The sequence below is a fragment of the Paremcibacter congregatus genome (assembly GCF_006385135.1).
Taxonomy (GTDB): domain Bacteria; phylum Pseudomonadota; class Alphaproteobacteria; order Sphingomonadales; family Emcibacteraceae; genus Paremcibacter; species Paremcibacter congregatus.
In genome coordinates this window covers 3,304,496-3,329,516 of record NZ_CP041025.1, presented here as the reverse complement: position 1 = coordinate 3,329,516, position 25,021 = coordinate 3,304,496, and the positions used below count along the sequence as shown (strand labels likewise).

The following is a 25,021-nucleotide window of genomic DNA, read 5'->3' as shown; positions in this document are numbered from 1 at the left end:
TTTCGGCTGTGATATGCTAATGCCCTGTCATGACGACACGTGGTATGCAACATATTTCAAACCAGGCGATCCAGACCTCCAGTCGGGTGCGGGCGGTGCTGGGGCCGACCAACACGGGCAAGACCCATCTGGCGGTGGAGCGGATGCTCGGCCATCAGACCGGCATGATCGGTCTGCCGCTTAGGCTGCTGGCGCGGGAGATTTATGACCGGGTGGTGAATTCGCCGCAAAATCCGGCGGGCCGAAATGCCGTGGCGCTGGTCACGGGCGAAGAGAAAATCATCCCGAAGAACCCGCGTTGGTGGGTCTGTACTGTCGAAAGCATGCCGATTGAAAAGACGGTGGATTTTCTGGCGGTGGACGAGATACAGCTGGCGGCGGATTTCGACCGGGGGCATGTGTTTACCGACCGGCTGATCCGGGCGCGCGGGCGGCAGGAAACCATGTTTCTCGGGTCCGAGACCATCGCCTCCCTGATCCGGCGTTTTGTCCCCGATGTGGAATTCAGTACACGGCCGCGCTTTTCCGAACTGATTTACACCGATCCAAAAAAACTCAGCCGCCTGCACCGGCGCACGGCGCTGGTGACCTTCTCGGCCCATAATGTTTATGGCTATGCCGAGATGCTCCGGCGGCAGAAGGGCGGCGTCGCGGTGGTGATGGGCTCTCTCAGTCCCCGCACCCGCAACAAGCAGGTCGAGCTTTACCAGAACGGCGATGTGGATTATCTGGTGGCGACGGACGCCATCGGCATGGGGCTCAATATCGGTGACCCAGACACGAACGAACCATTGGGGGTGGCGACGGACGCCATCGGCATGGGGCTCAATATGGATATTGACCATGTGTGTTTCGCCGGTACCGCGAAATTTGACGGGCGGCGCATGCGGGAACTTACCCCGTCGGAAGTAGCCCAGATCGCCGGCCGCGCCGGGCGGCATATGAATAACGGTACTTTCGGCTGCCTTGCCGACAGCGGGGCTTACAGTGCGGGACTTGATGATGCGATGGTCTATGCGGTGGAAAATCATCAGTTCGCACCACTGACCGTGCTGCAATGGCGCAATACGACGCTGGATTATAGTCATGCTTCGGCGCTGATTCGCTCGCTTGACGCCGTGCCAGGGCGGAAAGGTCTCAGCCGGACGCTGGAAAATATTGATTTGGCCGCCTTGCGTCAAATGGTTGAAATGGCCGATATCCGCGCGCTGGCTGCCGGCCCGGCGAGCCTGAAACGGTTGTGGGAAGTTTGTCAGATTCCGGACTTTCGCCGCACTTCGGATGACGAACATATCCGAATATTATCAGAGATTTATCGGCAGACTTCTGCGGATAACGGGGTGCTTGATCCGGACTGGCTGAACAGTCAGATCAGTCCGCTTGACCGGACGGACGGGGATGTGGATACTCTGTCGTCGCGCATCGCCCATATCCGTACCTGGACTTATATTTCCCACCGTGCGATCTGGTTCGATGATGCAAAATATTGGCAGGAATTGACAAGAGATATTGAAGACAGGCTATCAGATGCGCTACATGAAAGCCTGACACATCGTTTTGTGGATCGACGGATGTCGGTTCTTATGAGAGAATTACGCCTAAAAGGAAGTTTAATGGCTAATATTGATACAGATGGCAGTATATACGTAGAGGGCCATTTTATCGGTACCCTGGAAGGGTTCCAATTTAAAGAAGACGCATCCGCCTTTGGGGAAGACAGCAAGATCTTGCGCGCCGCCGCCGACAAGGTGCTGTCCGAGGAAATCAAAAACAAAGCCGAAGAACTGGCTCAGGCCGAAGACGGCGAACTAAGCCTGATCCTCGGCGATCCGCTGACCCGCTCGACCATCAACTGGCGTGGTGTGGCCATTGCCCGGGTGGAAAAGGGACCAACCGCGCTCGCCCCGAAAGCCATTGTCAATCCAACTCCGGTTTTGCAAGGCGACTCCCAGGCGTTGGTTCAGGCCCGCGTCGACCGCTGGCTCGCCAATCATGTGGGTGAAATTCTCGCGCCATTATTTGCGATGCAGGAAGCCGTGAACGGCGCCAAGGACGGGGCCGGCAAGGAAATCATTACCGGCATGGCCCGGGGTATCGCTTTTCAGATGCTGGAAAAACTTGGCACCATCCCCCGCCGCATGATCGCCCGCGATTTCCGCGATGTCGACCGCGAAGGCCGTTTCCAGATGAAACAGCTCGGCATCTGGCTCGGCTCCGCCAGTCTTTACATCCCGAGCCTTTTGAAACCGGCCCCGGCGCAGCTGCGCCTGTTCCTCTGGGCCCTGTTCAATGATATGGATCAGCTGCCGGACGTGCCGGTGGCGGGACTCTGCACCATTCCGATTGATCCCAAAGCCCCGCGCACCTTCTATGAAATGTCCGGTTACCGGGTGGTGGGCAAGAACGCCGTGCGTCTTGATATGCTGGAACGGCTGGCCAACGCCGCCCGTGAAGTGTCGCTGAAAGGGCCATTTCCGGCCGACCCCGATCTGATGAGCCTGGTGGGCACCAGCGGCGATGATTTCACCGAGATCATGGCTTATCTGGGTTATGTCCATAAGGAATATGCGCCGGATGAGGCGGCGAAGATTGCTGAAGCCCGAGCAGCCAAACAGGCTGCGGAAGATCAGGAAACTGCAGCCAAACAGGCTGGGGAAGATCAGGAAACTGCAGCCAAACAGGCTGCGGAAGATCAGGAAGCTGCAGCCAAACAGGCTGCGGAAGATCAGGAAGCTGCAGCCAAACAGGCTGCGGAAAATCAGGACGTTGCGGCCAAGGAAACGGTGACAGAGGAAACTCAGCCAACAGAAAAGACCGCAGAGCCGGATCAGAAGCCAACTGAAATCCCGACTGAAATTCCGACGGAAACGCCACAGGAGACACCGGTGGAAGCTCCGCAGGAAGCCCCGGTCGAAGCGCCTGTTGAAGCCCCGGCAGAAGTACCGGTGGAAACCCCGCAGGAACTGCCGACCAATCCGGTGGACACGGCAGCGGCAACGCCGGCGGATGCCAAGCAGGAAGAGAAGGCAGAAGAGAAGGCGGGCCCGGAAAAGATTTTCCTGTTCAGCCATCAGCCTTATCAGGCCACCCAGAACCGGGGGCCTCGGAAATCGTTTCAGGGTAAGCCAAAACCGAAAACCACGGGCGCCCCGCATCGGGGCAAGCCACAGGGGAAACCGGGGGCGGGCAAGCCAAACGGCAAGTCACATGGCAAGCCAGGAATGGCCGGGCGCAAACCGCAACGCAAAGCCGCGCCGATTGATCCGCATAGTCCCTTTGCCGCTCTGGCTGGTCTGAAAGATCAGCTGAAAACAAAGAAATAAACCATGGCGCAGCCGCAGCCGGAAGAGCTCTCGCAACGGATTGATATCTGGCTCTGGCATGCGCGTTTTTTTAAAACCCGGTCCTTGTCAACCAAGGTTTGCCGGGCGGGTAAGGTACGGCTGAACGGGGAAAAATTCACCAAAGCCAAAACGGCGGTGACGGTCGGCGATGTGCTGACCTTTCCCCAGGCAAAGACCATTCGCATCGTCAAGGTGCTGGCGTTAAGTCAGCGCCGCGGCCCGGCGCCCGAGGCCCAGGCCCTGTATGAGGACCGGACTCCGGCGCCAGAAGTCACCGCGGCCAACCGCAAGGCGCAAGTGGCGCCGCGCAACAGGGGCGCGGGGCGCCCGACAAAGTCCGAACGCCGCGCCACGGACCGCCTGCGTAATATTTTTCCTGATTAACCTATTAGAATAAGTCATGATTTAGGAACTGAATTTTATTCCTATTTTTGTTCTCCTGTGCCATGCTGCGGCAAAATGATATGTATCTGGGAGAGAAGTATGAGACATTTATCGGCTATTTTGGTGATTCTGATGGGGCTTGTTTTGTCAGCCCCGCTGTCTTATGGCGCGTCTGACGACACGAAAAAAGAACAAAAATCTGAACAGGCGGACGACAGCAAGCCGATCTTGCTATTGCAAGTGGGAGAGCTGTTGGCGGTGCCGGGGCAAGCCCCGCTGACGCAGCAAACCATTGTGGTGGAAGGCGATAAGATCAAGGCCGTTCATGCCGGGTACCAGACTCCTGAAGATCTTGATTTTCCGGATGCCCGGCTCATCGACCTGAAAGACAAATTTGTCATGCCGGGTCTGATGGATTTACATGTTCACCTGACCATGACCAAGGACCATGATAGCAAGGCTGATGACATGGCGCTCGTTGGGGTGGTCAATGCCCGAAAAACCCTGATGGCCGGCTATACGACCGTGCGGGATATTGGCGCCTGGGGAAATACGATTTTTAAACTGCGCAAAAAAGTGCAGGCCGGCGAGATTGATGGGCCGCGTATTTTCGCCGCCGGGCAGATCATCGGGGTTGGGAGCAAAGACGGGGGACTGGAGTGCAATGGCCCGGAAAGCTGTCGCCGCACGACCCGCGACCTGATCAAAGCCGGAGCGGACTGGATCAAAATATATTCTTCCTGCAGCGGTAGCCAGCTGTGTTCCAATGAAAACGGAGCCCCGGTGTTCTTTGCTGACGAGATTGAAGCGGTGACCCAGGTGGCGGCCAAATACGGCGTCAAGGTCGCGGCGCACAGTCACCCCCGTAACAGCGCCCTGTTCGTGCTGAAATACGGGGTGTCCTCGATTGAGCATGGTTCTTTTATGGATGACAAGGCCTTGCGCGCCATGAAAAAGCAGGGCACCTATTTTGTCCCGACGGTTTCCGTACATGACATGCTGGAAAAACTAAAGGCTGACGGCAAGGTCGAGGGAAAGATGCTGGCCCATAATGACGCCTTCCTTGCCCAACATCCTGACACCATATTGCGGGCTTATAAAATGGGCGTGCAGATCGCGACCGGCAGTGATGCAGGTGTCGTGCCGCACGGCAAGAACTATCGCGAGATCGAGCGTTTCGTGGCCTTGGGCATTCCGGCGGCGCAGGCATTGAAGATGGCGACCGTGAATGGCGCCGATCTTCTGGGCAGGAGCGATGAGCTGGGAACGCTGGAACAGGGAAAATATGCCGATATCATCGCGCTTGACGGCAATCCGCTGACCCAGATCGAGAATATCGAAAAAGTGGTTTTTGTCATGAAATCCGGTAAAGTTTTCCGGCGGGAATAAGCCGCCCGCCGGCTGAAGAATGGATCATATTATATCTATTCTTTAAGCTGATTTTAAATGATTGCCGCTACCCTGATCCGGTTTTTCAAGATGAAGGTAGGTCGCTCTCATGAACAGTCCGTCGATGATTCTTTTGTTTGCTCTCTGTGTTGCCGCGGTGGTGGCCTATTTTGGCGAGCAGATTTTGGACACCACAGACGCGGTAGCGGAACGGGATGGGGCGCAGATGGAGAGCGCCTCCGGCAAGCTGGTGTATGGCACAACACGAATGGCCGACAACACCCAGCCCATCCGCATTCCTGTTTCACGGGACGGCCATTACCGGATTACATTGGAAGTCAACGGTACGCCGGTGCATTTTGTCGTTGATACCGGCGCAAGCCATGTTTCGTTGCGGTATGAAGATGCCCTTGCGGCGGGGCTGGACCCTGCGGGTCTGTCCTTTGACCGGGTATTCCGGACCGCCAACGGCAAGAGCAACATGGCGGTTGTTCTGCTGGACCGGATGGCGTTGGAAGGCATGCCATTTTCCAGCATCCCGGCATCAGTTTCCCAGGCTGGTCGGCTGGATGTGTCCCTGCTGGGGATGAATTTCCTCAGTCGCCTGTCGAGCTTCAAGTTTGAAGGGGGCGAGTTGCTGCTGACCCCATGACTTTCATGGGTGAGTTTTTCCGGCATTCGCCTTTATATTGTCAGGCTTTCATGCTATGACATCTGTATTTCATGGATAAATAAAATAATATTGACGCCGTCAACATGAACGGCGATAATTGTGTTTCCAGGGTATGGGTAGGCTTGGAAAACGGATTGGGGTGTGTAGGAGTTACTTTTGAACAAATGGTGTTGCCCAAAGGGCAAAAAATCATATCATCATGGGAATTTACGCGAGACGTTGATTGAGTCTGCGCTGGAAATTCTTAAAGAAGGCAGTTTGGATGACCTGAGCCTCCGGGCGCTGGCGCGCAGGGCCGGTGTGTCTCAAACGGCGCCCTATCGCCATTTCGAGGATAAAGAAGCCCTGATTGCGGTTCTGAAGGCCGATGGTATGGCAAAGCTTGGCGAAGGCATGCGCGGCCTGATTGAGACAGAAAAAGATCCGTTGGCGCGGCTGGAGAAGATTGGCCTGCAGTATGTACAGTTCGCCGGTAAGTATCCGGCGCATTTCAAGGTCATGTTTGAATATGAATTATGTGACGATAAATATGAAGAACTGCATAATACGGCAGACAACACTTTTTCCTGTTTTCAGGCAACAGTGATGGAATGTCTGGCCTTGCCCAACGCCCGGAAGATTGATCCGGCGGTGGCTCTGATGAGCGCCTGGTCCGTGGTGCATGGACTTTCGGTGCTGTTGATGAACGAGAGCCTGATGGAACATATGAAATCGGATCATAAAATGGATATGGGGGGGCGCACAGAAATGGCGGAGCAGGTGACGAAACTTTTCACGCAGTCTCTGGTCATTTCCTCCTGACTAAACAAGAAATCAAATTTAAAGGGTATAATACGTGTCAATTTTAAAGAAGATCTCTGCCATGCTGCAGGGACCTGCTGCGGGCGAGACCCCGGACAAGGAATGCGAGAAGCTGGCAGCGGCGGCCCTGATGGTTGAAGTGGCGGCCCATGACGGGGAGGTTTCACGGGTCGAGAGGGAGCGCATCCTACATTTGCTGGAACACCGATTGGGATTGAGCCAGGAAGAGGCGCTGGAGCTGTTTGTCGAGGCTTTGGCGGCCCAGAGTGAGGCCAACCATATTCTCGGCTTTACCCGCCGGATCAAGGATCATTTCGATGACGCCGGACGCGAAAATATTCTGGAATTGATGTGGGAAGTGGTCTTTGCCGACGGCAAGGAAGATGCCTATGAAAGCAATCTGATGCGCCGGGTGGCGGGTCTTCTGTATATTTCTGACCTGAGAAGTGGCCAGATCCGCAAAACGGTCCAGGTCAGACACGCCGACTAACGGCCCGTGGGGCCTCCGCGGCTGTCGCGCCGCGGTGGAAACTTCCGGACATAATTGAAAGTTTTGGTTTTTTTTGTTGTATCCTGTTTTAGAGATGCTATATCCAAACACAAGAGATGTGATGTGGATTCCGTCAAGGTGGAAAGTATAAGGAGAACTCTATGACTTACGTCGTCACTGAGGCTTGTATCAAGTGTAAATATACAGATTGTGTGGAAGTCTGTCCGGTGGATTGTTTTTACGAAGGTGAGAACATGCTGGTGATTAACCCCGATGAATGTATTGATTGCGGCGTTTGTGAGCCGGAATGTCCGGCCGAAGCCATTCTGCCTGATACGGAAGACGGATTGGAGCAGTGGCTGGAGATCAATGAGAAATTCTCTGCGGTCTGGCCGAATATTACCGAGAAGGTTGACGCCTTGCCGGGCGCCGATGATGCCGTTGGCGAAGCGAACAAGCTTGCCGATCTGAGCGAAAAGCCAGGCGCCGGAACCTGATTTAAGACACAGGCGCGTTTGCGCTATAAGAATTATTAACGCCAAAGGGGCACTCAACCGAGTGCCCCTTTGGTGATTCTGGTCTTCTATTTGTGGTGTCTTATGCCACAGGGGCAGCCACCTGACGTCGACGACTATAGAGAAAACCTCCCGCGCCGATCAGCAGCAAGGCGAGCGAAGCAGGTTCCGATACGTCTGTGACGGGCGGTGCGGTTTGCTCGTCTGCAAACACCAGAAGCAAGGAAGCCATACTTTGCCCGCTGTCGGCGGTGAAGGGGTCAAGGCTGCGAATGCGGATTGGTGTCGTCGGGGAGCCTGGTGAGCCGGGGTTTGACGTATTTTCACTGGCGGAGAGGCGAAAGCTGAAAGAATGTTCGTCGATAAGGGTGATTGAATCCAGGATGTCATCGCCGCTGGAGGTGACGGACAACAGGGTGGCTTGGATATTGCTGATGATAATATATCCTTCAATCGCTCCTGTTGTGATAAAGGTGATGGAATTTGCGAGAAAATCCACAGATTCTCCTGCGAATAAAAAGCCGGCGAAACTGTTGTCCTTGGAGCCGTTACCGACGATTTCGACGCCGGGGTCGCTGACCATAAGGCCGATATCCGGATTGAGAGGGCTGCCGGCGTCCGTGCCAAAGCCGCCCTCGAGATAAGCGATGTTGATGCCGTCCGGATCGGTAATCAGGTTGGCGGAAGCCGTTGGTATCAGTAACGCTGTACAGAAACCTGCAATGAGAAAAGGGCTGAATTTATGAAAACTGTTGCGCAGTATGTGCGCGAATAAAGATCGCATGGAAAGTCCTCCGTGATATGCCTGGGGCATGTTTTTTATGGAATTTTGTCATACTACCGCATACTGGAAAACCAGGCACAGGCGGCTTATATGACAGGAGGCGTAACATAAAGATAAAATGTTGCAGAATTATGGGGAATGCTACTTTCGCGGGGAAAATAGATGCTCCCCCCGGTCTGAAGAGAGGGACGGACAATAAATTTTTCAATGATAATCTACCGTAATAATTGAATATTCTATCAAAGTGGCCGGGGACCTATTGCTTTATGGGTGTTTTTAAGTGAAAAATATGTTATAATATCCGCGTTGATTAGTATTTGAGCGTGTTTTTTTAAAGCTTTGTTTCAAATGATTAATCCCGGTCCGGGCTTGAACGATGCCAGATTTATAGAGATCTGGTATATGTCCTGTTTGCGATTCGTGCCTTTTTTAAGAGTTTGTTAACCATAAAATATACATACTTTATGTTATTATGGTGACGAAACGATGACAAGGCCACGCTCCGAAAACAAGGGTGATCGCCAAGCGTTCGTTTTGAAGAAACTTCGTTGTGACGAAGTTCTGAAGATAACGTAACCGCAGATACGGGATGTTTTGGGCAAACATTACGAAGCCGGAAGTTTTGAGGCGAGAGTTGTCGCCAGGAGTTTTTCGGAAGGCACGGGGTTCGTATATCAGGTTGGAGTTGTTATCGTAATATGGTGAAAGAGAATAAATTGGGCTTTTCAGTTAATGAGCATATCGTCTACCCAAAACATGGCGTAGGAATCATCACAGAAATCGGCGAGCAGGAAATTTCCGGCATGAAGCTGGAGCTATATGTGATCCGCTTCGAAAGTGAAAAAATGACCTTGCGGGTGCCGACCAACAAGGCCGAAATGTCCGGCATGCGGTCTCTGTCCAGTCCGACAATTATGGACAAGGCCTATACGACCCTGAAGGGTCGGGCACGGGTTAAACGGACCATGTGGAGCCGTCGGGCGCAGGAATATGAAACCAAGATCAATTCCGGCAATCTGATACATCTGGCCGAAGTGGTGCGGGATCTGCATCGCGGGGGCGACCAGACAGAGCAGTCTTACAGCGAGCGGCAGATTTATGAGTCCGCCATCAGCCGTCTGGCCCGTGAAGTGGCCGCAGTGGAAGAAATTGCGGAAAAGGAAGCCATGGTCAAGTTGACGGAAGTTATGGCGGCCGCCTGACTGTCCGGGGACGTTGAGCCGTAGGATGTAAACGACAAGTTTCCACATAAACATTTTGAAAAGAGCCTGATGTCAGATCGGGCTCTTTTTTTGTTTGCGGGTATTTTTTATCGCCTTCCTGTAGCGCAATTATTTAATCTGGGCTATTCTGCGTCACAGGGCATTTTCACGAAAATCGAGAGAATAAAATCAGGGGTATGACTGTGACGGACCTGTCAAACATGGATATGGAAAAATTCGGTTGTCTTGACCAGGCGCGCCGGATTTGGGCGGTTGCGGCGATTCACGGCGAGACCGGGGCGTTGGCGACGTTGCATGAAGACCTGCTGACGCGGTTTCGCCCTGGCGACCAGTTGGTATATCTGGGGAATTATTTCGGCAATCGCCCGACGGTGGTGGCGACGCTCAACGAACTTCTGGAGACGCGCCGCAAACTTATGGCCCTGGGCGGCACCTCGAAACCCGAAGCCTTTGTATATCTGCGCGGCGCCCGTGAAGAAATGCTGACCAAGCTGCTGGAACTGCAGTTTGCCCCTAATCCAGGGGAGGTCATGGACTGGCTGGTCGATCATAATATCGGGGCGGTGGTCGCCAGTTATGGCACCCCCGAACATGTGGCGCGGGCGATTTCCCGCGAAGGCACCCTGTCCATATCGCGCTGGACCAGCAGCTTGCGCCGCGCCATTCATAATCATCCGGGGCATTCGGTTTTTCTGAGCAACCTGCGGCGGGCCGGCTTCAGTCGGGATGGTAAGATGTTGTTTGTTCACGCCTCAATTGATGTGAACCGACCGGTCACCATGCAGAAGGATAACTTTTGGTGGGATAATGGGCGCTTCGACCAGATCACATCACCCTACAGCGGTTTTGCCCGAATCGTGCGCGGTTATGACCATAGCAACAAGGGGTTGCGGCTGAACAGCCCGCATACGGCGACGCTTGACGGGGGCTGCGGGCGGGGCGGGGCGCTTAATGCGGTTTGTTTCACGCCGGATGGTGATGTCGCGGACCATATTTCCGTGCAGACGGAAGCCGGTTGATTTCATTTTTCAAGACCATGTTTCTTTGCCGCCGTTACTTTTGCGATAAAGGAACGCAATTTTGAGATCAGTTTCAGGTGAAGCTATCGCTTTTTGCAATTATTTCATATAAATTAATCTTTGGAAGATATCACAAACTATAATTGTGAACTACGGATCCTGCATATAAAAATAAGAGCAGGTTAAGGATACTTAATAAAAATGAGAAGACCCAAGTATTTGGTCCTTTCTGTCTCGTTGATCGCCCTCAGTTCCTGTGCGGCGGTTCCGGTGACAGATGCGACGCTTCCAACCCCCGATATTGCAGCAAACTGGGTGGCGACTGATTCAAAAACGGATCAGACGCCTGCTGGTGTGCAGCATGGCTGGTTGGATGATATGAACAACGGCGCCCTGACAGAATTTGTCGATGAGGTGTTGGCGAATAATCCGGATTTCAAAGCAACGTCCTTTCGGCTTGCGGCCGCGGGGTACACCCGTGATGTAACCCGGGGCAACCGTTTCCCGACCCTGGACGCCAGTTTCGACGCCCAGCGCCAGAAAACAGCAGGCTCAAGTCCGGAGAACGAACTGTCCCTCGGACTAGACGCCCGGTGGGAAGCCGACATCTGGGGCAAGCTTGCGGCGGATCGCGCCGGGGCGGATGCAGGTTTTCAGGCCACCTACCAGGACCTGAGGGCGGCGCGCCTGTCGCTTGCGGCCCAGGTGGCCCAGGCCTGGTTCGATGTGGTGGAAGCCGAAGCGCAACTGGAATTGTCGAAGCAGACGGTGGAGAGTTATGAGCAGGCGGTACGGGTTGTTTCCAACCGCTATGAACGCGGGCTGGAAACGGGGCTGGATCTGCGCCTGATCACCAGCAGCCTGGAGGCGGAACGCGCCAATGCCAGCCGTCAACGCGATGTGCTGGACAGCAACAAGCGGAAACTGGAAATTCTTGCCGGACGTTATCCGGCGGCAGGCATCAAGACTGCCGGCGCTCTGCCGGATCAGTATGAGGATATTCCGCTCGGTCTGCCGATGAATTTGCTGGAACAACGCCCCGACCTGCGGGCCGCGAAGGCGCGGCTGTTGCAGGCGGGCTACAGTCAGCAATCGGCGGAAAAAGACCTTCTGCCCAGCCTGTCACTCACGGCCCGGACCGGCAACAGCAGCTCGACTTTTAGCGACCTCCTGAAATTTGATCATGTTTTCTGGAATTTGATGGGCAGTATTACCCAGCCCATTTTCCAGGGCGGCAAGCTGCGCAATGCGGCCCGTGCGCAACAGGAACTGTTTGAAGCCGAGAAACAGGTTTTTGCTCAAACAGTTCTGGCGGCTTTTCAGGAAGTTGAAAATGCCCTGTCTGCGGAACGGTCTTTGAAGAGCAGAGTAAAGCATACGGCGCGTGCGGCTGAGAATGCTGTTGCGGCCCGGGATGTGGCGCTGGACCAATACAGTCGTGGCCTGATCAAGATTACGGTGGTGCTGGAATCCCAGCGTCAAAGCCTGAATCAGCAGAGCCTCTTGCTCTCTGTCAAGAAACAACGGATCAACAATCGCATTGCCCTGCATTTGGCTTTGGGCGGCGATTTTACCAAGGATGAAGATACTCAGACCCTGTCTGACGCAGGAGCCGATGCCGCACAGGTATCGATGGCCGCAGAAAAGACAGGAACACATCTGAATGAAGGAAACGCGCTATGACCAAATCAAAGAAAATAATTACGATCATGCTGCCAGGATTGATCATACTCGGGGCGGTGATCGCCAGTTTTATTTTGGTGCAGGCCAAACCGCAGCCGGAGAAAAAACCCGCGGCGGAGATTGCCCGCAACGTTCGGGTGGTGACGGCCCATGAAGGCGAGGTCTTCCTTACCGTGCATACCCAGGGCACGGTGAAATCCAAACAGCAGATTGGCCTGATGCCGCAGGTATCCGGCAAGGTGGTTTATGTTGCCGATAATTTTGTCGCCGGGGGGCGGTTTAAAAAAGGCGACGTGATTTTGCGCCTGGATCCCCGGGATTATGAATATGAAGTCACTTCCGCCAGATCGCGGGTCGTGGAAAGTCGCCAGGTTCTGGTGCGTGAACAGGCCGAAGCGGCGCTGGCGAAATCCGAATGGGACCTGTTAGGTCACGGCGAAGCCTCCGACCTTACCCTGCGCAAACCGCAGCTCGCGGACGCCCAGGCCAAACTGGATGCGGCCGAGGCCACATTACGCCGGGCAGAACTGGACCTGGAGCGGACGGAGATCAAGGCGCCTTTCGAGGGTATCCTGATTTCCAAAGCGGTTGATTTCGGTCAGTATATCGGCGCAGGCACCCGGATCGGGGAATATTATTCCACGGATGTGCTGGAAGTGCGTTTGCCGCTGTCCAGCCGTGACCTGTCACAGCTTGATGCGCGGGCGCTGCAATCCGGTACGTCTGATCTTCATGTCACACTGAAGGGTCAGTTCGCCGGAATCGAGAATACCTGGAAAGCCAAGATCACCCGCACCGAGGGTCTGATCGATTCCAAGACCCGCATTCTTTATGCGGTGGCGGAACTGTCCGGCGATCAAATTTATTCAGTTGATGCAAAAATGCCGGTCAGTATCGGACAGTTTGTTTCCGCGGAAGTAGAAGGGCGTCATTTCCAAAATGTTTTCCAGTTGCCGCGGGATGTGCTGCGTCAGGGCAACAAGCTGCTGGTGGTGGATAAAGACAACAAGTTGCGGTCCCGCACGGTCAATGTGATCGAATCCAATCGTGAGTTCATTGTGGTTACCGAAGGTCTGAAAGAAGGCGATATCATTTGTAAATCTCAACTTGGTCTGGATGTGGACGGCTTGCTGGTCAAGTTCGAGCAGGCCGGTGCTCCTCAGAAGTCAGAGGGAGATAAATCATGAGTAACCTCGTCAAATGGTTCGTCGACAATCCTGTCGCAGCCAATCTGCTGATGATGATGCTCGTCGTTGGCGGGTTGTTCGGGGTGGTCAAGATCGGCAAAGAAAGCTTTCCGTCGCTTGCACCGCATCAGATTGAGGTCGGGGTATCTTATCTCGGCGCCGGCCCGGAAGAAGTTGAAGAACGGATTCTGATCCGCATTGAAGAAGCGGTCTATGATCTTGAAGGCATCAAACATATTTACTCCACGGCGCGTGAGGGCTATGGCGAGGTCACCATTGAAGCGGTGGATGACTATGACATGTCCAAGATGCTCAATGAGGTCAAATCACGGGTTGATGCGATTAACACCTTCCCGGCGTTGTCGGAACGGCCTCAGGTCAGTCAGCCTTTGTTTAAAAACTCGGTTGTTCAGCTGGCTCTGTCGGGCGATATTCCGGAACGGGATCTGAAGGAACTCGGGCGGCGGGTGCGGGATGAACTGGCGTTGCTTAAAGGGGTCAGCAATGTTGACCTCCAAGCTGTGCGGCCCTATGAAATTTCCATTGAGGTCACAGAAGAGAAACTGCGGGAATATGGCCTCAGCTTTGATGATGTCGCCAATGCGATTTCCCGGACATCGGTCAATATGCCGGCCGGTAAAGTGGATAATGACGCGGGTAAGATCCAGATCATGACCCGTGGGCAGGGCTATGTCGGGGAAGACTTCGAAGATATTGTTGTCTTGCGCAATGCGGATGGCACCCAGGTTCTGGTGCGCGATATCGCCACCGTGGTTGACGGCTTTACCGAAGATCGTTTCAACGCGCGGATCAATGGCCATAAGGCGGTTCTGTTTGAGGTGAACAGTGGTGAAAATCCAAATGTTGTCGCCATCGCACAGGAAGTTAGAACCTATGTGGATGAGAAGCTGAAACCTAGTCTGCCCGAAGGGGTTCAGGCGGTTCTGTGGCTGGATAATTCCGAAGGCTTTAAAAGCCGGGCCAACATGCTGGTATCCAATGGTCTGAGTGGCCTGGTGTTGGTGTTCTTTGGCCTGATGTTGTTCCTGACGCCGCGTCTGGCTGGCTGGGTGGTCGTCGGTATCGGGGTATCTTTCCTGGGGGCTTTCATGTTCCTGCCTATGATTGGGGCGACCCTGAATATGATCGGCATGTTCGCCTTTATTCTGATCCTGGGGATTGTGGTGGATGATGCGATTATTGTTGGCGAAAATGTCCATCGGGAAAACCAGAGGGGTATTTTGGGGAATAAAGCCTCTGTGCTTGGCGCGACGAAAGTCGCAAAGCCGGTGATCTTTTCCGCATTGACCACAATGATCTTTTTTGCCCCCCTGGCGTTGGTGCCGGGGGATACCCGTCAGTTTACCCTGATCATTTCGTTGACGGTTTTGTTGACGCTGACTTTCTCACTTGTGGAAAGTTTGCTGATCCTGCCGGCGCATTTGCGGCATGGCGGTGAAGAGAAGGTCGGCCTGCTGGCCCGGTTCTTCACGGCAATCGGCCTGACCCGAATTGTCAATATCGCGCGCGCCAAGGCGGACCGGTTTCTGGATGTGGTGATTACCAAATTTTATCGGCCCTTCCTGGATCGGTGTTTGCGTCGCAAGGCGGTTACCCTGGCGTCATTCCTGGCCATGCTGATTTTCGTGATTGGCGGCATCCAGTTGGGCGGGCTTGTGGGCTTTGCTTTCCAACCAAGCATCCCTCAGGACTTTGTCCGGGCGGAATATACCTTCCCGAGCGGTGTGCCTTATAATACCGTGAAGCAAGCCGCGATTGCGTTGGAAACATCCGCCTATAAGGTCGTACATCAACTGGAGGAAAAATATCCGGACACCAAGATCTTCAAGGCGACCATGTCGTTCGCCAGTGGCCGGGGCGCCCGGGCTTTCTTTGTCCTGGAGCCTGGAGAAAATCGTCCGATTTCCAGTGACGAAATCACCAAGATGTGGCGCGAAGCCACGCCAATATTCCCCGACGCGAAGGAGATCAAATTTGATAATACCTTCAACAACAACAGTCGGGGTATGCGGATACGTTTGTCATCCGCAGATATTGGTGCGATCGAGGAAGCCGCGGCCGAGCTTAAGGCGCAACTGAATACCTATGACGCGATTTACTATGTCACGGATACGGCTGAATCGGCGCAGGCGGAAGCTGTGCTGGGGCTGAAATCCAGCGCGGAAAACCTGGGCTTCTCGCTTCAGGATGTCGGACGTCAGGTGCGTCAGGCTTTCTACGGCGATGAAGTTCAACGGATACCGCGCGGTGTGGATGATGTGAAAGTCATGGTGCGCTACCCGGAAGAAGACCGCCGCTCTTTTGATACGCTGGGCAATATGCGCATGCGGACCAAAGAAGGCGAAGCGGTGCCATTCGAATCTGTCGCGGATGTGACATATCATCCGGCCTATACTTCTATCCGGCGTACCGACCGGGCCCGGACCATGAGCCTGATCGCGTCCCTGTCGGAAGGTAAGGAAGCGGAGATTGAAAAGATCAAACAGGACCTTGAAGAGAATTTCTTTCCTGATTTTGAGAAGAAATATCCGATGGTGACCCGTCACAGAAGTGGCGGCGATGAAGGCCAGGCAGAATTTATGCAATCCATTCTGACCAACTTCCTCTTTGGTCTGTTGATCATCTATGTCCTGTTTGCCATCGCGTTCCGGTCATACTTTAAGCCGTTTGTGATCTTCACGGCCCTGCCTTTTGGGTATATGGGGGCGATCCTCGGGCATATGTTCCTTGGCATGGACCTGAGCATTTTCTCCATCCTCGGGATTGCCGCGGCCATGGGGGTTGTGATCAACGACAATCTGGTGCTTGTCGATTTTATCTGTCGTTTGCGGGAGAAGGGCTATGACGTTATCCAGGCGATCGAGATCGCGGCGGAGGAGCGTTTCCGGCCGATCTTCCTGACCTCCTTTACAACATTCATCGGTCTGATCCCGTTGATGATGGAAAGAAGTGTTCAGGCGCAGTTCTTGCAGCCGACGGTCGTATCCCTGGCGTTTGGCGTGCTGTTTGCGACACTCGTGACCCTGATCCTGGTGCCGGTGCTTTATATCACCATGACCCGCGCCCGGGACCGCATCTATGGCTGGTTCGGGTGGCAGGTTGTGGAACGTCTGCCGGAACCGGCGGAATAAGCCAAGACAAAATCCTCTGAGGGCGGCCAGTGTGCCGCCCTTTTTTATGGCGTCAGACTGCTGGCGAGAGCGCCTTGACAATCTGCTGAACCGAGGGGGCCGTGTCATAGCCCTCCGTTGTGACATATACCCGGCAACTGCTGCAACTGGTGGCGGGCTCGTCACCACTGACATCTTTTCCCCTGATCAGAATTGTCGGGGACCCGTACTGGCGATACGCCTTCGGGGTATCCGGGGTGTTCACTTCCCATTCCCGCCAGGCGACGGGCAATGCGCATTCCTGCAAGGCTTGCGTCAGCCGCTCGCGGGCGTGATCGACATTGGGGCAGCTGTTTTCATAGACCAAATCAATGGGCGGGGGGCATGTCCTAGTCGTCTCTTTGTCCTTACTGTCCATATACCACCAGTTTAACCCGCTGTCCGGCTCTCAGGCTCTGTGGACTGTTTAAGCCGTTGAGCACCAGAAAACGATCCAGTTGATGGTCGGAAAAGGCCATTTTGCGGGCCAGACTTTGTGCCGTGTCGCCCCGCTTGACGGTCACCACCCGGATAATTCTGCCCCGCACGTCGCGGGCCTCGGTCGGGGATAGTTTTTTGAAACTGTAGGTCATGCGCTGCAGCGCTTCCCGCTGTTGGTCCAGTTTGGTGAGTGGGGTGACCATCAGGAAGAAATAGGCCTGATCCGCACTATGGCGCACGGTGACGATGCGCACCTGGGAGTTGACTTTGGCGACCTGCATGGTATGCCAGCCGGTAATGGCCTCCATGCCATTGAGGGTGAAATCCTGCAATCCTTCCAGGGGCGCATCCTTGACGAGCCCTTTCCAGGTCTGAGACGTGAACTCGATCATGTTGCGGCCTTTCAGACGGTCCCCGGCGAAAATCACCACGCCACCTTCGGCCGGGCCGGTGCCCTGGGCATAGACCGCATCCGAACTGTTGAGCAGGCGATAATTTTCCGGCACCGTGAAGCTGAAACGTGCCGGGCCGTGAGAAAATGTCCGGCCTGTGATCACGCCTTGGGCGGGGTCGTCGCCGTAAGTCATGCCATTGATGGCGTCGAGAAAGCGGTCGCGGCCCCGGTCGCGGCTGTTTTCCGGCAGACCTGTTTCACGGGCGGCCGCGTGGGCGCGGGTAACCCGGTCCTTGGTGTTGGGATGGGTGGAGAAGAATTCGGGGGGGCGCTGTTGTCCGGTCCGGTTGGCGATGGCGTCTTCCAGTTGGCTTTGAGCATCCAGAGAGCGCAACATGTCGGCGGCGGCATAAGGATCAAAGCCGGCTCTGGTTGAATAACGCACCCCGAGTTTGTCGGCCTCATATTCATTGCCGCGGGAATAGCTTTTCAGATAGAGCTGAGATCCATAGCCGACCATATCACTGAGTTCATTGCTTTTGAGCACCGCCCCCAACAACGTGGCCCCCAGGCCGGTCAGAATCTGCTGATTATAGCGTTTGGCCGAATGGCGGCCGGTGACGTGGCCGATTTCGTGACCCAGAACGGAGGCCATCTCGGATTCACTGTTGAACAGGCCGAGAATACCCCGGGTGACATATATATAACCGCCGGGCAGGGCGAAAGCATTGACGATTGGCGAATTGAGCACCGTAAATGTGAAGGGGGTCTTAGGCATTTCTGATACGGCGGCGAGCCGGCCGCCGGTCACGGCGACATAGCCAGCCACTTGCGGGTTGTCGACCACGCCCCCATGCTGTTTGAGGATCAAGGGATGTTGTTCCTTGCCGATGGCGGTTTCCTTGTCCGGACTCATAAACGGGGTGAAATCTGACTGACCGGTGGCGGGATTGGTGGTCACGCAGCCCTGAAGCAACAGAGGCAGGGTGACCAAAGCCCCGATGAAGCCGCTTTTGCGGAGTCTGCGCCCGGCTTTATGGGTTAAGCTGTTGTTACTCCTTGCGAGGGTCATGGAGGATCCTTTCGTCAATGATCATAATTTGTTCCGGATGGCTGGCTTCGATCATAGGACCATTGTAGGTTTTCAGCCACCCTCTGATTTCAATTTTTTTATTCTTGTAACTTTCTGGTGCATGGCCCGTCTTGTGGAACAGACGGGCGGCGGGAGACTTGATCATGATGGTAAAGTCAGTTTTCCAGTCGTCCCCGAAATTAAGATAATAAGTCCCGCGCACCTTGGCAACATTACGTACGATAGCCTGGACCAGCTGGAACCGGTTGCGTTGCGGCAGGCCTTCCGCCGGGGTGCGCGGGGCATAGAAATCCAGAGCCCAAATACCGTCCTGGCGTCGCCGGGCCTGCTGTTCACGATTGAGCATCTCTGTCACCAGCGCCCGGTTATCGGCAAAGCTGTACACCCGGGCCATGCCGTGATTTAACATTTCCCCCTGAACCCACAGACCGTTGTCGCGAAACAGATGAGCCAGCGCCCGGCCATATCGGTCCCTTTCTGCGCCGCCGTAATAGAGCGTTACATATTGGCCGAGAACCAGTTTCTCCAGAGCTCGCTTTGATTCCTGTGCCAGAGGCCAGGGGGTGTGGTTCTTGCGGCCGAGCGGCAGTTTGGGCGCCTGAAGCCCGACCAGGCGTACGCGGCTGTTGTCTTCCAGAATAACGGTATCGCCGTCGGTCACCGCGGTGACTTTCTGGCGGGTGGCCTTTTTGAGCTGATCCTGCAAGGCCACTGCCGCCTCTGCTCCGGAAGAGACGGTCATTATGAACAGCAGAAAGCATATCCCGATTTTGTATGTATTGATTTTGTTTAACATTCCTGTCCCCATCATCGCGCTTGCCTACCATAACAGTATCTGCAGAAGATGTCAGTTATGTGGTGGAAGCAAGCGGTATTCGGCCGTAACCTTGGTGATGCGAATGGCGAGGGCGGTGGCAAACATGACGGGGGCCAGAATTAATAAAATTCGCTGAATTGCATTACGTTCCAGGTCCTGAATATTGCGGATGTTCCGTTTCCGGTTTTCCGCGTACCGATCGAGGCGGTTTCTGAGGATTTTCTGTTCATTGAGGGGAATGATGGCGCTGAAGTCTTTCAGGCCATGTGTCAGATTATGGTTCAGGGGAGGGAAGGCTTCGCCCCCTTTCTGCAACAATGTGATGTCATTGATGCGGGCCTCCAGCAGGTTACATAAGGCGGAATAATCGGTTCGACCGGTCTTGTTCTGTTTGTTCGTTTTTGCCTTGGCGCAGATCAAAATCTGGTAATTGGTGAACCAGCTCCGTACATCATTCAGGCTTTGGGTCGTGGTCCACTCCACATCATTATGGACCCGTTCGGCGCGAAATTGCTGTGCTTGCCCGACGAGCCCAAGGATGGAAAGAAAAGCCAGACTGAGCCAGATGTAGTCGGCCAGTTTCCAGGCCCGGAGACTAAGGGGAAACAAGAAAACAAACAGCCCGTGAAGGATTAGGGTAAGGCTGAGAAACAATCCGATCACCCAATATGGGTTGGCGGCCAGATCAAGTATTTTTTCACCCCATATGTTCATACGAATGCCCCTTCATCTATGGTATCGGTTTCTCGCCAGCCTATCATATTTAGATTGCGTTGGCATGGGGTTCTGTTAGTCTTTCAAGTGTGAAATAAAAATTAGAGAAATACTGAACATATCAATTGGGAGAATAATCTATGCGTAAATTATTAACTTCACTCGTCGGGTTGAGCATGATGACGACGCCCGCCTTGTCGGCGGACAGTCTGCGGCAGGCGGTGGCGAAAGACTATGACAGTTATCTTTCGGACTTGTTTGTGTATTTTCACAAGAACCCGGAATTGAGCCTGCAGGAACATAACACCGCTGCACGGCTGGCCAAGGAACTCAAGGCGGCGGGTTTTGAGGTGACAACCGGGGTCGGGGGAACAGGCCTTGTGGCGATGATGAAAAACGGGCCTGGCCCGCTGGTGATGATGCGCGCCGATATGGATGGGTTGCCGGTGGAAGAAAAATCTGGGCTGGATTATGCTTCCAAGGCGACACAGAAAGATATCATTAGCGGCAACGTGGTGCCTGTCATGCATGCCTGCGGACATGATGTTCATATCACGAGCCTTGTCGGAACTGCCCGGCGTATGGCGGCGGCGAAAGATAAATGGTCTGGTACCCTTATGTTGATTGGCCAGCCGGCCGAGGAACGGGTGATGGGCGCCAAGGCGATGATGGAAGATAACCTGTGGAAGCGATTTGGCAAGCCGGATTACGCTTTGGCCTTTCATGTGTCATCAGGCGATGAGGCCGGGGTGATCAACCTGTCGGAAGGCGCACCTTACGCTGGCGCCGATACTGTGGATATCATTGTACATGGAGTCGGGGCGCATGGCGCCGCGCCTCATGCCGGCAAGGACCCGGTATTGCTTGGCAGCCAGATTGTGGTGGCCTTGCAGGCGTTGGTGTCACGGGAACTCCCGCCGCGGGACCCTGGCGTGGTAACGGTGGGATCCTTTCACTCGGGCACCAAGCATAATATCATTTCCGACAAGGCGCATCTACAGTTGACCGTGCGGAATACCAGCCTGGAAACCCGAAAAACCCTGCTGGATGGAATAAAGCGGATCGCGGAGAATATGGGCCGGGTGGCAGGTTTGCCGGAAGACAAGTTGCCAGAGGTCATTATATCTCAGGAAACCACGCCACCTACTGTAAATAATGCCGAACTGGCGCGCCGGTTACGGGGCTTATGGCAGTCCAAAATGGGGGAAGCTGCTGTTGTTGATATCCCGACAAAAGGGATGGGGGCGGAAGATTTTCCTTACTTCACCACCGACCCGGCCATCCCGAGTGTTTATTTTGCCGTCGGGGGCACCCCAAAGGCTGATTTTGAACGGGCCAAGGCTGGCGGGGCGCCCGTCCCCAGTCACCATTCACCACTGTTTAAAATCACACCCGAACCGGCCGTTAAAAGTGGCGTAGAGGCGACGGTGCTGGCGTTGATGGATTTGATGGCTAAAAAGTAACGCTCCACCACATATAAAGATCATAAAACGCCGGGGTTTGTGAAAAACAGACCCCGGCGTTTTATTAGGAAAAGGATGCCTGAAAGAGTGATTATTCATATGTTTCGGTGCAGGAAAATATTTTGAAAAATAGCATATTCTAATGTTCTTAGTAATATAATGTTAATTAAATAAGACTAGCGTTATATATGGCGGGTCGGGTGTCTACAAAGTATTTTTTATAAAGGTGTGGGTGCGATGATGAATTTTTTCAATAATCTTAATATTTCTTTGAAACTGCCGGCATTTATTGTCACATTTCTGGTGATCGCTTGTGGTGCAGTAGGGATATCGGCTTATTTTGATGCGAAAGAAACTGTTCACAGTGAAGCAGAGAACAAACTGACGGCGGTTTTGTCCTCGCGAAAGTCTGAATTACAAGGTTATATCCGCTCTATTGAGGAAGATTTGAAGGTCACGGCGATGAACCCGTCGACCGCGAAGGCGATTACAACTTTCCAGGCAGCCTGGACTGAGCTGGGTGATAACCCCACATCACAACTTCAACGGCTTTATATTACCGATAACCCGGAATCATTGGGGGAAAAGGACAATTATAATGACGCGGGCGACGGGTCGCTGTATTCGGCCGCCCATGCGCAATATCATCCTTGGTTCCATCAGTTGCAGAAGGTGCGGGATTATTATGACGTCTTCTTGTTTAACACGCAGGGTGACCTGATTTATTCCGTCTTTAAAGAGAATGATTACGCCACAAATATGAATAATGGTGAATGGCGTGATACCGACCTGGCCAATGCCTTCCAGGCGGCCATGTCATCTTCCGCCGAAGGAGAAATTTCTTTCTTTGATTTCAGAACGTATGCCCCGAGTTACGGGGCGCCCGCAAGTTTCATGGCGACTCCGGTTATGGACGAACAGGGGTATAAGGTGGGCGTACTCGCTTTTCAAATGCCCATTGGACGGATCAACAGCATCATGCAAAAGCAGGATGGCATGGGAGAAAGCGGTGAGTCATATATTGTCGGTCATGATAATCTGATGCGCTCGGATTCACGTTTTTCCAAAGAATCAACTATTTTGAAGACAAAGATTGAGGGGGCGACCACTCTGGCGGCCCTGCGGGGAGAGACCGGTCTTGAACTGATCGAGGATTACCGGGGTGTTCAAGTGGTTTCGGCCTATACGGCGATGAATATTCATGGCACCAAATGGGCCATTATTGCGGAGATTGATGAAGCGGAAGTCAACGCCAGCAGCTACAGCATGCGTAATGGCATGCTTTTGATTGGTCTGGTTATTATGACGTTATTGTCCGGGGTGGCGTTGTTTTTCACCCGCACTCTGGTCAAGCCGATCACGGAAATGGTTGATACCATGAACATTCTGGCTGCAGGAAATAACGATATTGATATTCCTCACACCGAACGCGAGGACGAGATAGGCGCGATGGCTGAATCTGTGGAGGGGTTCAAACAGAGCGCGCCGGAACGCATTCGCCTCGAGGAAGAGACCCGGAAAGCGGAGCAGGCGCAATTGCAGCGTGAGGAAGAGGAACGACAGGCGGCGGCCGCCCGTGAACAGGAAGAGATGGAACGGGAACGCGCGGCGTTGGAGGCTCGGGAAGCCCGGGCCCGTAAAATTGAACAGTTGATTAAAAACTTTGAGAATAAAGTCACAGAAATGCTGGAGGTCTTGGCCGCGTCCTCGACTGAAATGAGTGCGACGGCGAATCAGATGGTGATGACATCTGATGATACGAAAACCCGTTCTGCAGCCGTGTCGAGCGCATCTGATGAATCGACCAATAATGTGAATATGGTTGCCTCCGCGGCGGAAGAACTGAGCAGTTCTGTTCAGGAAATCAGTCGGCAGGTCCATAAGGCCAACGAAATTTCCCGGGAAGCTCTGGAAGAAGTCGGGGCAAGTGAAAACGCCATCTCGGCATTGGCGCTGGCGGCGGAAGAGATTAACAAGGTTATCGGTTTGATCAGTGATATTGCCGAACAAACCAATCTGTTGGCCCTGAACGCAACCATTGAATCGGCCCGTGCCGGTGATGCCGGGAAGGGGTTTGCTGTTGTTGCCAATGAGGTGAAAGCTCTGGCCGGGCAAACATCGAGCGCCACCGAAGAAATTTCAAGTCAGATTACAGAGATGCAGAACCTGACCCGAACCGCGGTTAACAGCATCAAAACCATTGTCGAAGTGAACAACCGTTCCAGTGAAACGACCGCCAGCATTCTGGCGGCGATTGAGCAGCAGAGTTCGGCCACCAATGAAATCTCGCAAAATATTCAGCGGGTTGCGGTTGGTACTCAGGAAGTTTCGGGTAATATCGCCCGGGTGGCAGAAGGCGCCGATGAAACCGGGGCGGCAGGATCGCAAGTTCTTATGGTTGCTGAGGAGTTGGGGAAAATCTCGGAAACGCTCAAACTTGATGTCGAGAATTTTCTTTCTGATGTGCGGGCGGTATAAGGTACGGTGCCTCGTGCCAGGGACCATATCGTACCGTACAGGAGGAGGAGTTGTTCTGTAAGCCTGTCAGAATGAGTACCCCAGATCATCGGGTAGAGTAATATGTTGCGGCGTTGGATCATACTTGTTGGATTTTATATTTTAGGGACGGGTGCCGTATTGGCGACTGACCAGAAGACGGTTGTTACGTCACCTCGTCTGGAACTGGCCTGCAGCATTGGGGCTTCCATGCGGCCGCAGGCTTTATTGTACCGGGAAATTACCGATCAGATGGCGCGCCGGGCCGGGTATGATGTTGTATTCAGCGAGTATCCCTGGGTGCGGGCGTTATCTGAGTTTCGGGCCGGACGCTTGGCGGGGATATATTGTTTATCCCACATACCGGAGCGGGAAGCCTTTTCACATTATTTTCCCGTTCCTTTTTATTCGGCGCAGATTTCTCTGTTTAAAATTAAATCAAATCCCCTGTCTTCCGATTCATTGGAGGATCTGTTGCGACAGAGCATTGCGGTGCAGAAGGATTCCTATAACGCCAATCAGCTGGCTGCCCGGGGCGCGACGAATCTGATTTATGTTTTTAATGATGAGGTGGAATGCCGGTTGTTGCGCAGTGGACGGGTGACGTTTCTGATTTCTGATCAGGTGTCCCCCTGTTCGGGAAAAAATGGTGGCTCTGCTACTGGCGAACGGGATGTGGTGCAGGTCGGTCCGCCGGTGGCGATAGATCATCTTTATCTTGGAATCAGCCGGGCTTATCCGGGGCAAGCCAAAATCATGCTGGATTTGCAACAGGCGTTTATGGCGATGGTCAGGGACGGTGAACTGGTCCCGATATATCAACACCATAACATGGCGTTGCCGGATGAGATCAAAGCCATGAAGAAGTAGGAAACCCGCCTTCCGGATACTGATGCAGGGTATGGAGACACAAAAAAAGACCTGACGCAAACGCCAGGTCT

The 25,021-nt window shown here is 53.9% G+C and carries 20 protein-coding genes; 15 read left to right on the top strand and 5 right to left on the bottom strand.

Annotated elements, in window-relative coordinates; all coding sequences use genetic code 11:
• Nucleotides 1-29 precede the first annotated feature (29 nt).
• The 7 genes from FIV45_RS14715 to fdxA all read left to right on the top strand — a co-directional run bounded on the left by FIV45_RS14715 (nucleotide 30) and on the right by fdxA (nucleotide 7,578).
• Complete coding sequence (locus FIV45_RS14715; RefSeq protein ID WP_133118500.1) at nucleotides 30-3,323, top strand: helicase-related protein; 3,294 nt, start codon at nucleotides 30-32, stop codon at nucleotides 3,321-3,323.
• Between the two features lie 3 nt (nucleotides 3,324-3,326).
• Nucleotides 3,327-3,728 carry an RNA-binding S4 domain-containing protein gene (locus FIV45_RS14710; RefSeq protein ID WP_099470852.1) on the top strand — a complete coding sequence of 134 codons (402 nt, stop codon included), beginning with the start codon at nucleotides 3,327-3,329 and terminating at the stop codon, nucleotides 3,726-3,728.
• A 99-nt stretch (nucleotides 3,729-3,827) separates the two neighbouring features.
• Nucleotides 3,828-5,117: an amidohydrolase family protein gene (locus tag FIV45_RS14705; RefSeq protein WP_165776851.1), complete on the top strand. Its 1,290-nt coding sequence runs from the start codon at nucleotides 3,828-3,830 to the stop codon at nucleotides 5,115-5,117.
• 109 nt (nucleotides 5,118-5,226) lie between these two features.
• The gene (locus FIV45_RS14700; protein ID WP_099470854.1) at nucleotides 5,227-5,769 is read left to right on the top strand and encodes a retropepsin-like aspartic protease family protein; all 543 of its coding nucleotides are present in this window, start codon (nucleotides 5,227-5,229) and stop codon (nucleotides 5,767-5,769) included.
• A gap of 177 nt (nucleotides 5,770-5,946) precedes the next feature.
• Nucleotides 5,947-6,591, top strand: a complete 645-nt coding sequence (locus FIV45_RS14695) for a TetR/AcrR family transcriptional regulator (RefSeq protein WP_099470855.1) — start codon at nucleotides 5,947-5,949, stop codon at nucleotides 6,589-6,591.
• Nucleotides 6,592-6,625: 34 nt separating this feature from the next.
• Complete coding sequence (locus tag FIV45_RS14690; protein ID WP_133118501.1) at nucleotides 6,626-7,081, top strand: tellurite resistance TerB family protein; 456 nt, start codon at nucleotides 6,626-6,628, stop codon at nucleotides 7,079-7,081.
• Between the two features lie 161 nt (nucleotides 7,082-7,242).
• Nucleotides 7,243-7,578 (top strand): ferredoxin FdxA, encoded by a 336-nt coding sequence (gene fdxA / locus FIV45_RS14685; protein WP_099470857.1) that lies wholly within the window; start codon nucleotides 7,243-7,245, stop codon nucleotides 7,576-7,578.
• Nucleotides 7,579-7,678: 100 nt separating this feature from the next.
• Here the strand turns inward: fdxA and FIV45_RS14680 are convergent, their stop codons facing one another.
• Entirely contained in the window at nucleotides 7,679-8,380 is a 702-nt protein-coding gene (locus tag FIV45_RS14680; protein ID WP_165776852.1) for a PEP-CTERM sorting domain-containing protein, read from the bottom strand.
• Nucleotides 8,381-9,081: 701 nt separating this feature from the next.
• Here FIV45_RS14680 and FIV45_RS14675 point away from each other — a divergent pair.
• The 5 genes from FIV45_RS14675 (at nucleotide 9,082) to FIV45_RS14655 (ending at nucleotide 16,644) form a co-directional block, all read left to right on the top strand.
• Nucleotides 9,082-9,582 carry a CarD family transcriptional regulator gene (locus FIV45_RS14675; RefSeq protein WP_412973715.1) on the top strand — a complete coding sequence of 167 codons (501 nt, stop codon included), beginning with the start codon at nucleotides 9,082-9,084 and terminating at the stop codon, nucleotides 9,580-9,582.
• 203 nt (nucleotides 9,583-9,785) lie between these two features.
• Nucleotides 9,786-10,622 carry a hypothetical protein gene (locus FIV45_RS14670; RefSeq protein WP_133118502.1) on the top strand — a complete coding sequence of 279 codons (837 nt, stop codon included), beginning with the start codon at nucleotides 9,786-9,788 and terminating at the stop codon, nucleotides 10,620-10,622.
• Nucleotides 10,623-10,823: 201 nt separating this feature from the next.
• Entirely contained in the window at nucleotides 10,824-12,305 is a 1,482-nt protein-coding gene (locus tag FIV45_RS14665) for an efflux transporter outer membrane subunit (protein ID WP_099470861.1), read from the top strand.
• Entirely contained in the window at nucleotides 12,302-13,492 is a 1,191-nt protein-coding gene (locus FIV45_RS14660) for an efflux RND transporter periplasmic adaptor subunit (RefSeq protein ID WP_099470862.1), read from the top strand. Before FIV45_RS14665 ends, FIV45_RS14660 begins: the two co-directional genes overlap by 4 nt.
• A complete protein-coding gene (locus FIV45_RS14655; protein ID WP_099470863.1) occupies nucleotides 13,489-16,644 on the top strand; it encodes an efflux RND transporter permease subunit in 3,156 nt (1,051 codons plus the stop codon). The genes FIV45_RS14660 and FIV45_RS14655 overlap by 4 nt, the downstream gene beginning before the upstream one ends.
• Before the next feature lie 52 nt (nucleotides 16,645-16,696).
• Here the strand turns inward: FIV45_RS14655 and FIV45_RS14650 are convergent, their stop codons facing one another.
• From FIV45_RS14650 to FIV45_RS14635, 4 genes are read right to left on the bottom strand one after another with little or no spacing between them, the layout of a single operon-like run.
• The gene (locus FIV45_RS14650; RefSeq protein WP_099470864.1) at nucleotides 16,697-17,041 is read right to left on the bottom strand and encodes a hypothetical protein; all 345 of its coding nucleotides are present in this window, start codon (nucleotides 17,039-17,041) and stop codon (nucleotides 16,697-16,699) included.
• Nucleotides 17,031-18,569, bottom strand: coding sequence for a M48 family metalloprotease (locus tag FIV45_RS14645; protein ID WP_099470865.1), 1,539 nt, complete (start codon nucleotides 18,567-18,569; stop codon nucleotides 17,031-17,033). Before FIV45_RS14645 ends, FIV45_RS14650 begins: the two co-directional genes overlap by 11 nt.
• A complete protein-coding gene (locus FIV45_RS14640) occupies nucleotides 18,550-19,386 on the bottom strand; it encodes a thermonuclease family protein (RefSeq protein WP_165776853.1) in 837 nt (278 codons plus the stop codon). The genes FIV45_RS14645 and FIV45_RS14640 overlap by 20 nt, the downstream gene beginning before the upstream one ends.
• Nucleotides 19,387-19,437: 51 nt before the next feature.
• Nucleotides 19,438-20,121: a hypothetical protein gene (locus FIV45_RS14635; protein WP_099470867.1), complete on the bottom strand. Its 684-nt coding sequence runs from the start codon at nucleotides 20,119-20,121 to the stop codon at nucleotides 19,438-19,440.
• A gap of 140 nt (nucleotides 20,122-20,261) precedes the next feature.
• Between FIV45_RS14635 and FIV45_RS14630 the strand changes: the two genes are divergently transcribed.
• The 3 genes from FIV45_RS14630 (at nucleotide 20,262) to FIV45_RS14620 (ending at nucleotide 24,950) form a co-directional block, all read left to right on the top strand.
• Nucleotides 20,262-21,584 carry an amidohydrolase gene (locus FIV45_RS14630; RefSeq protein WP_099470868.1) on the top strand — a complete coding sequence of 441 codons (1,323 nt, stop codon included), beginning with the start codon at nucleotides 20,262-20,264 and terminating at the stop codon, nucleotides 21,582-21,584.
• A 237-nt stretch (nucleotides 21,585-21,821) separates the two neighbouring features.
• Complete coding sequence (locus FIV45_RS14625; RefSeq protein ID WP_099470869.1) at nucleotides 21,822-24,062, top strand: methyl-accepting chemotaxis protein; 2,241 nt, start codon at nucleotides 21,822-21,824, stop codon at nucleotides 24,060-24,062.
• A gap of 102 nt (nucleotides 24,063-24,164) precedes the next feature.
• Complete coding sequence (locus FIV45_RS14620) at nucleotides 24,165-24,950, top strand: substrate-binding periplasmic protein (protein WP_099470870.1); 786 nt, start codon at nucleotides 24,165-24,167, stop codon at nucleotides 24,948-24,950.
• The last annotated feature ends 71 nt before the right edge of the window (nucleotides 24,951-25,021 follow it).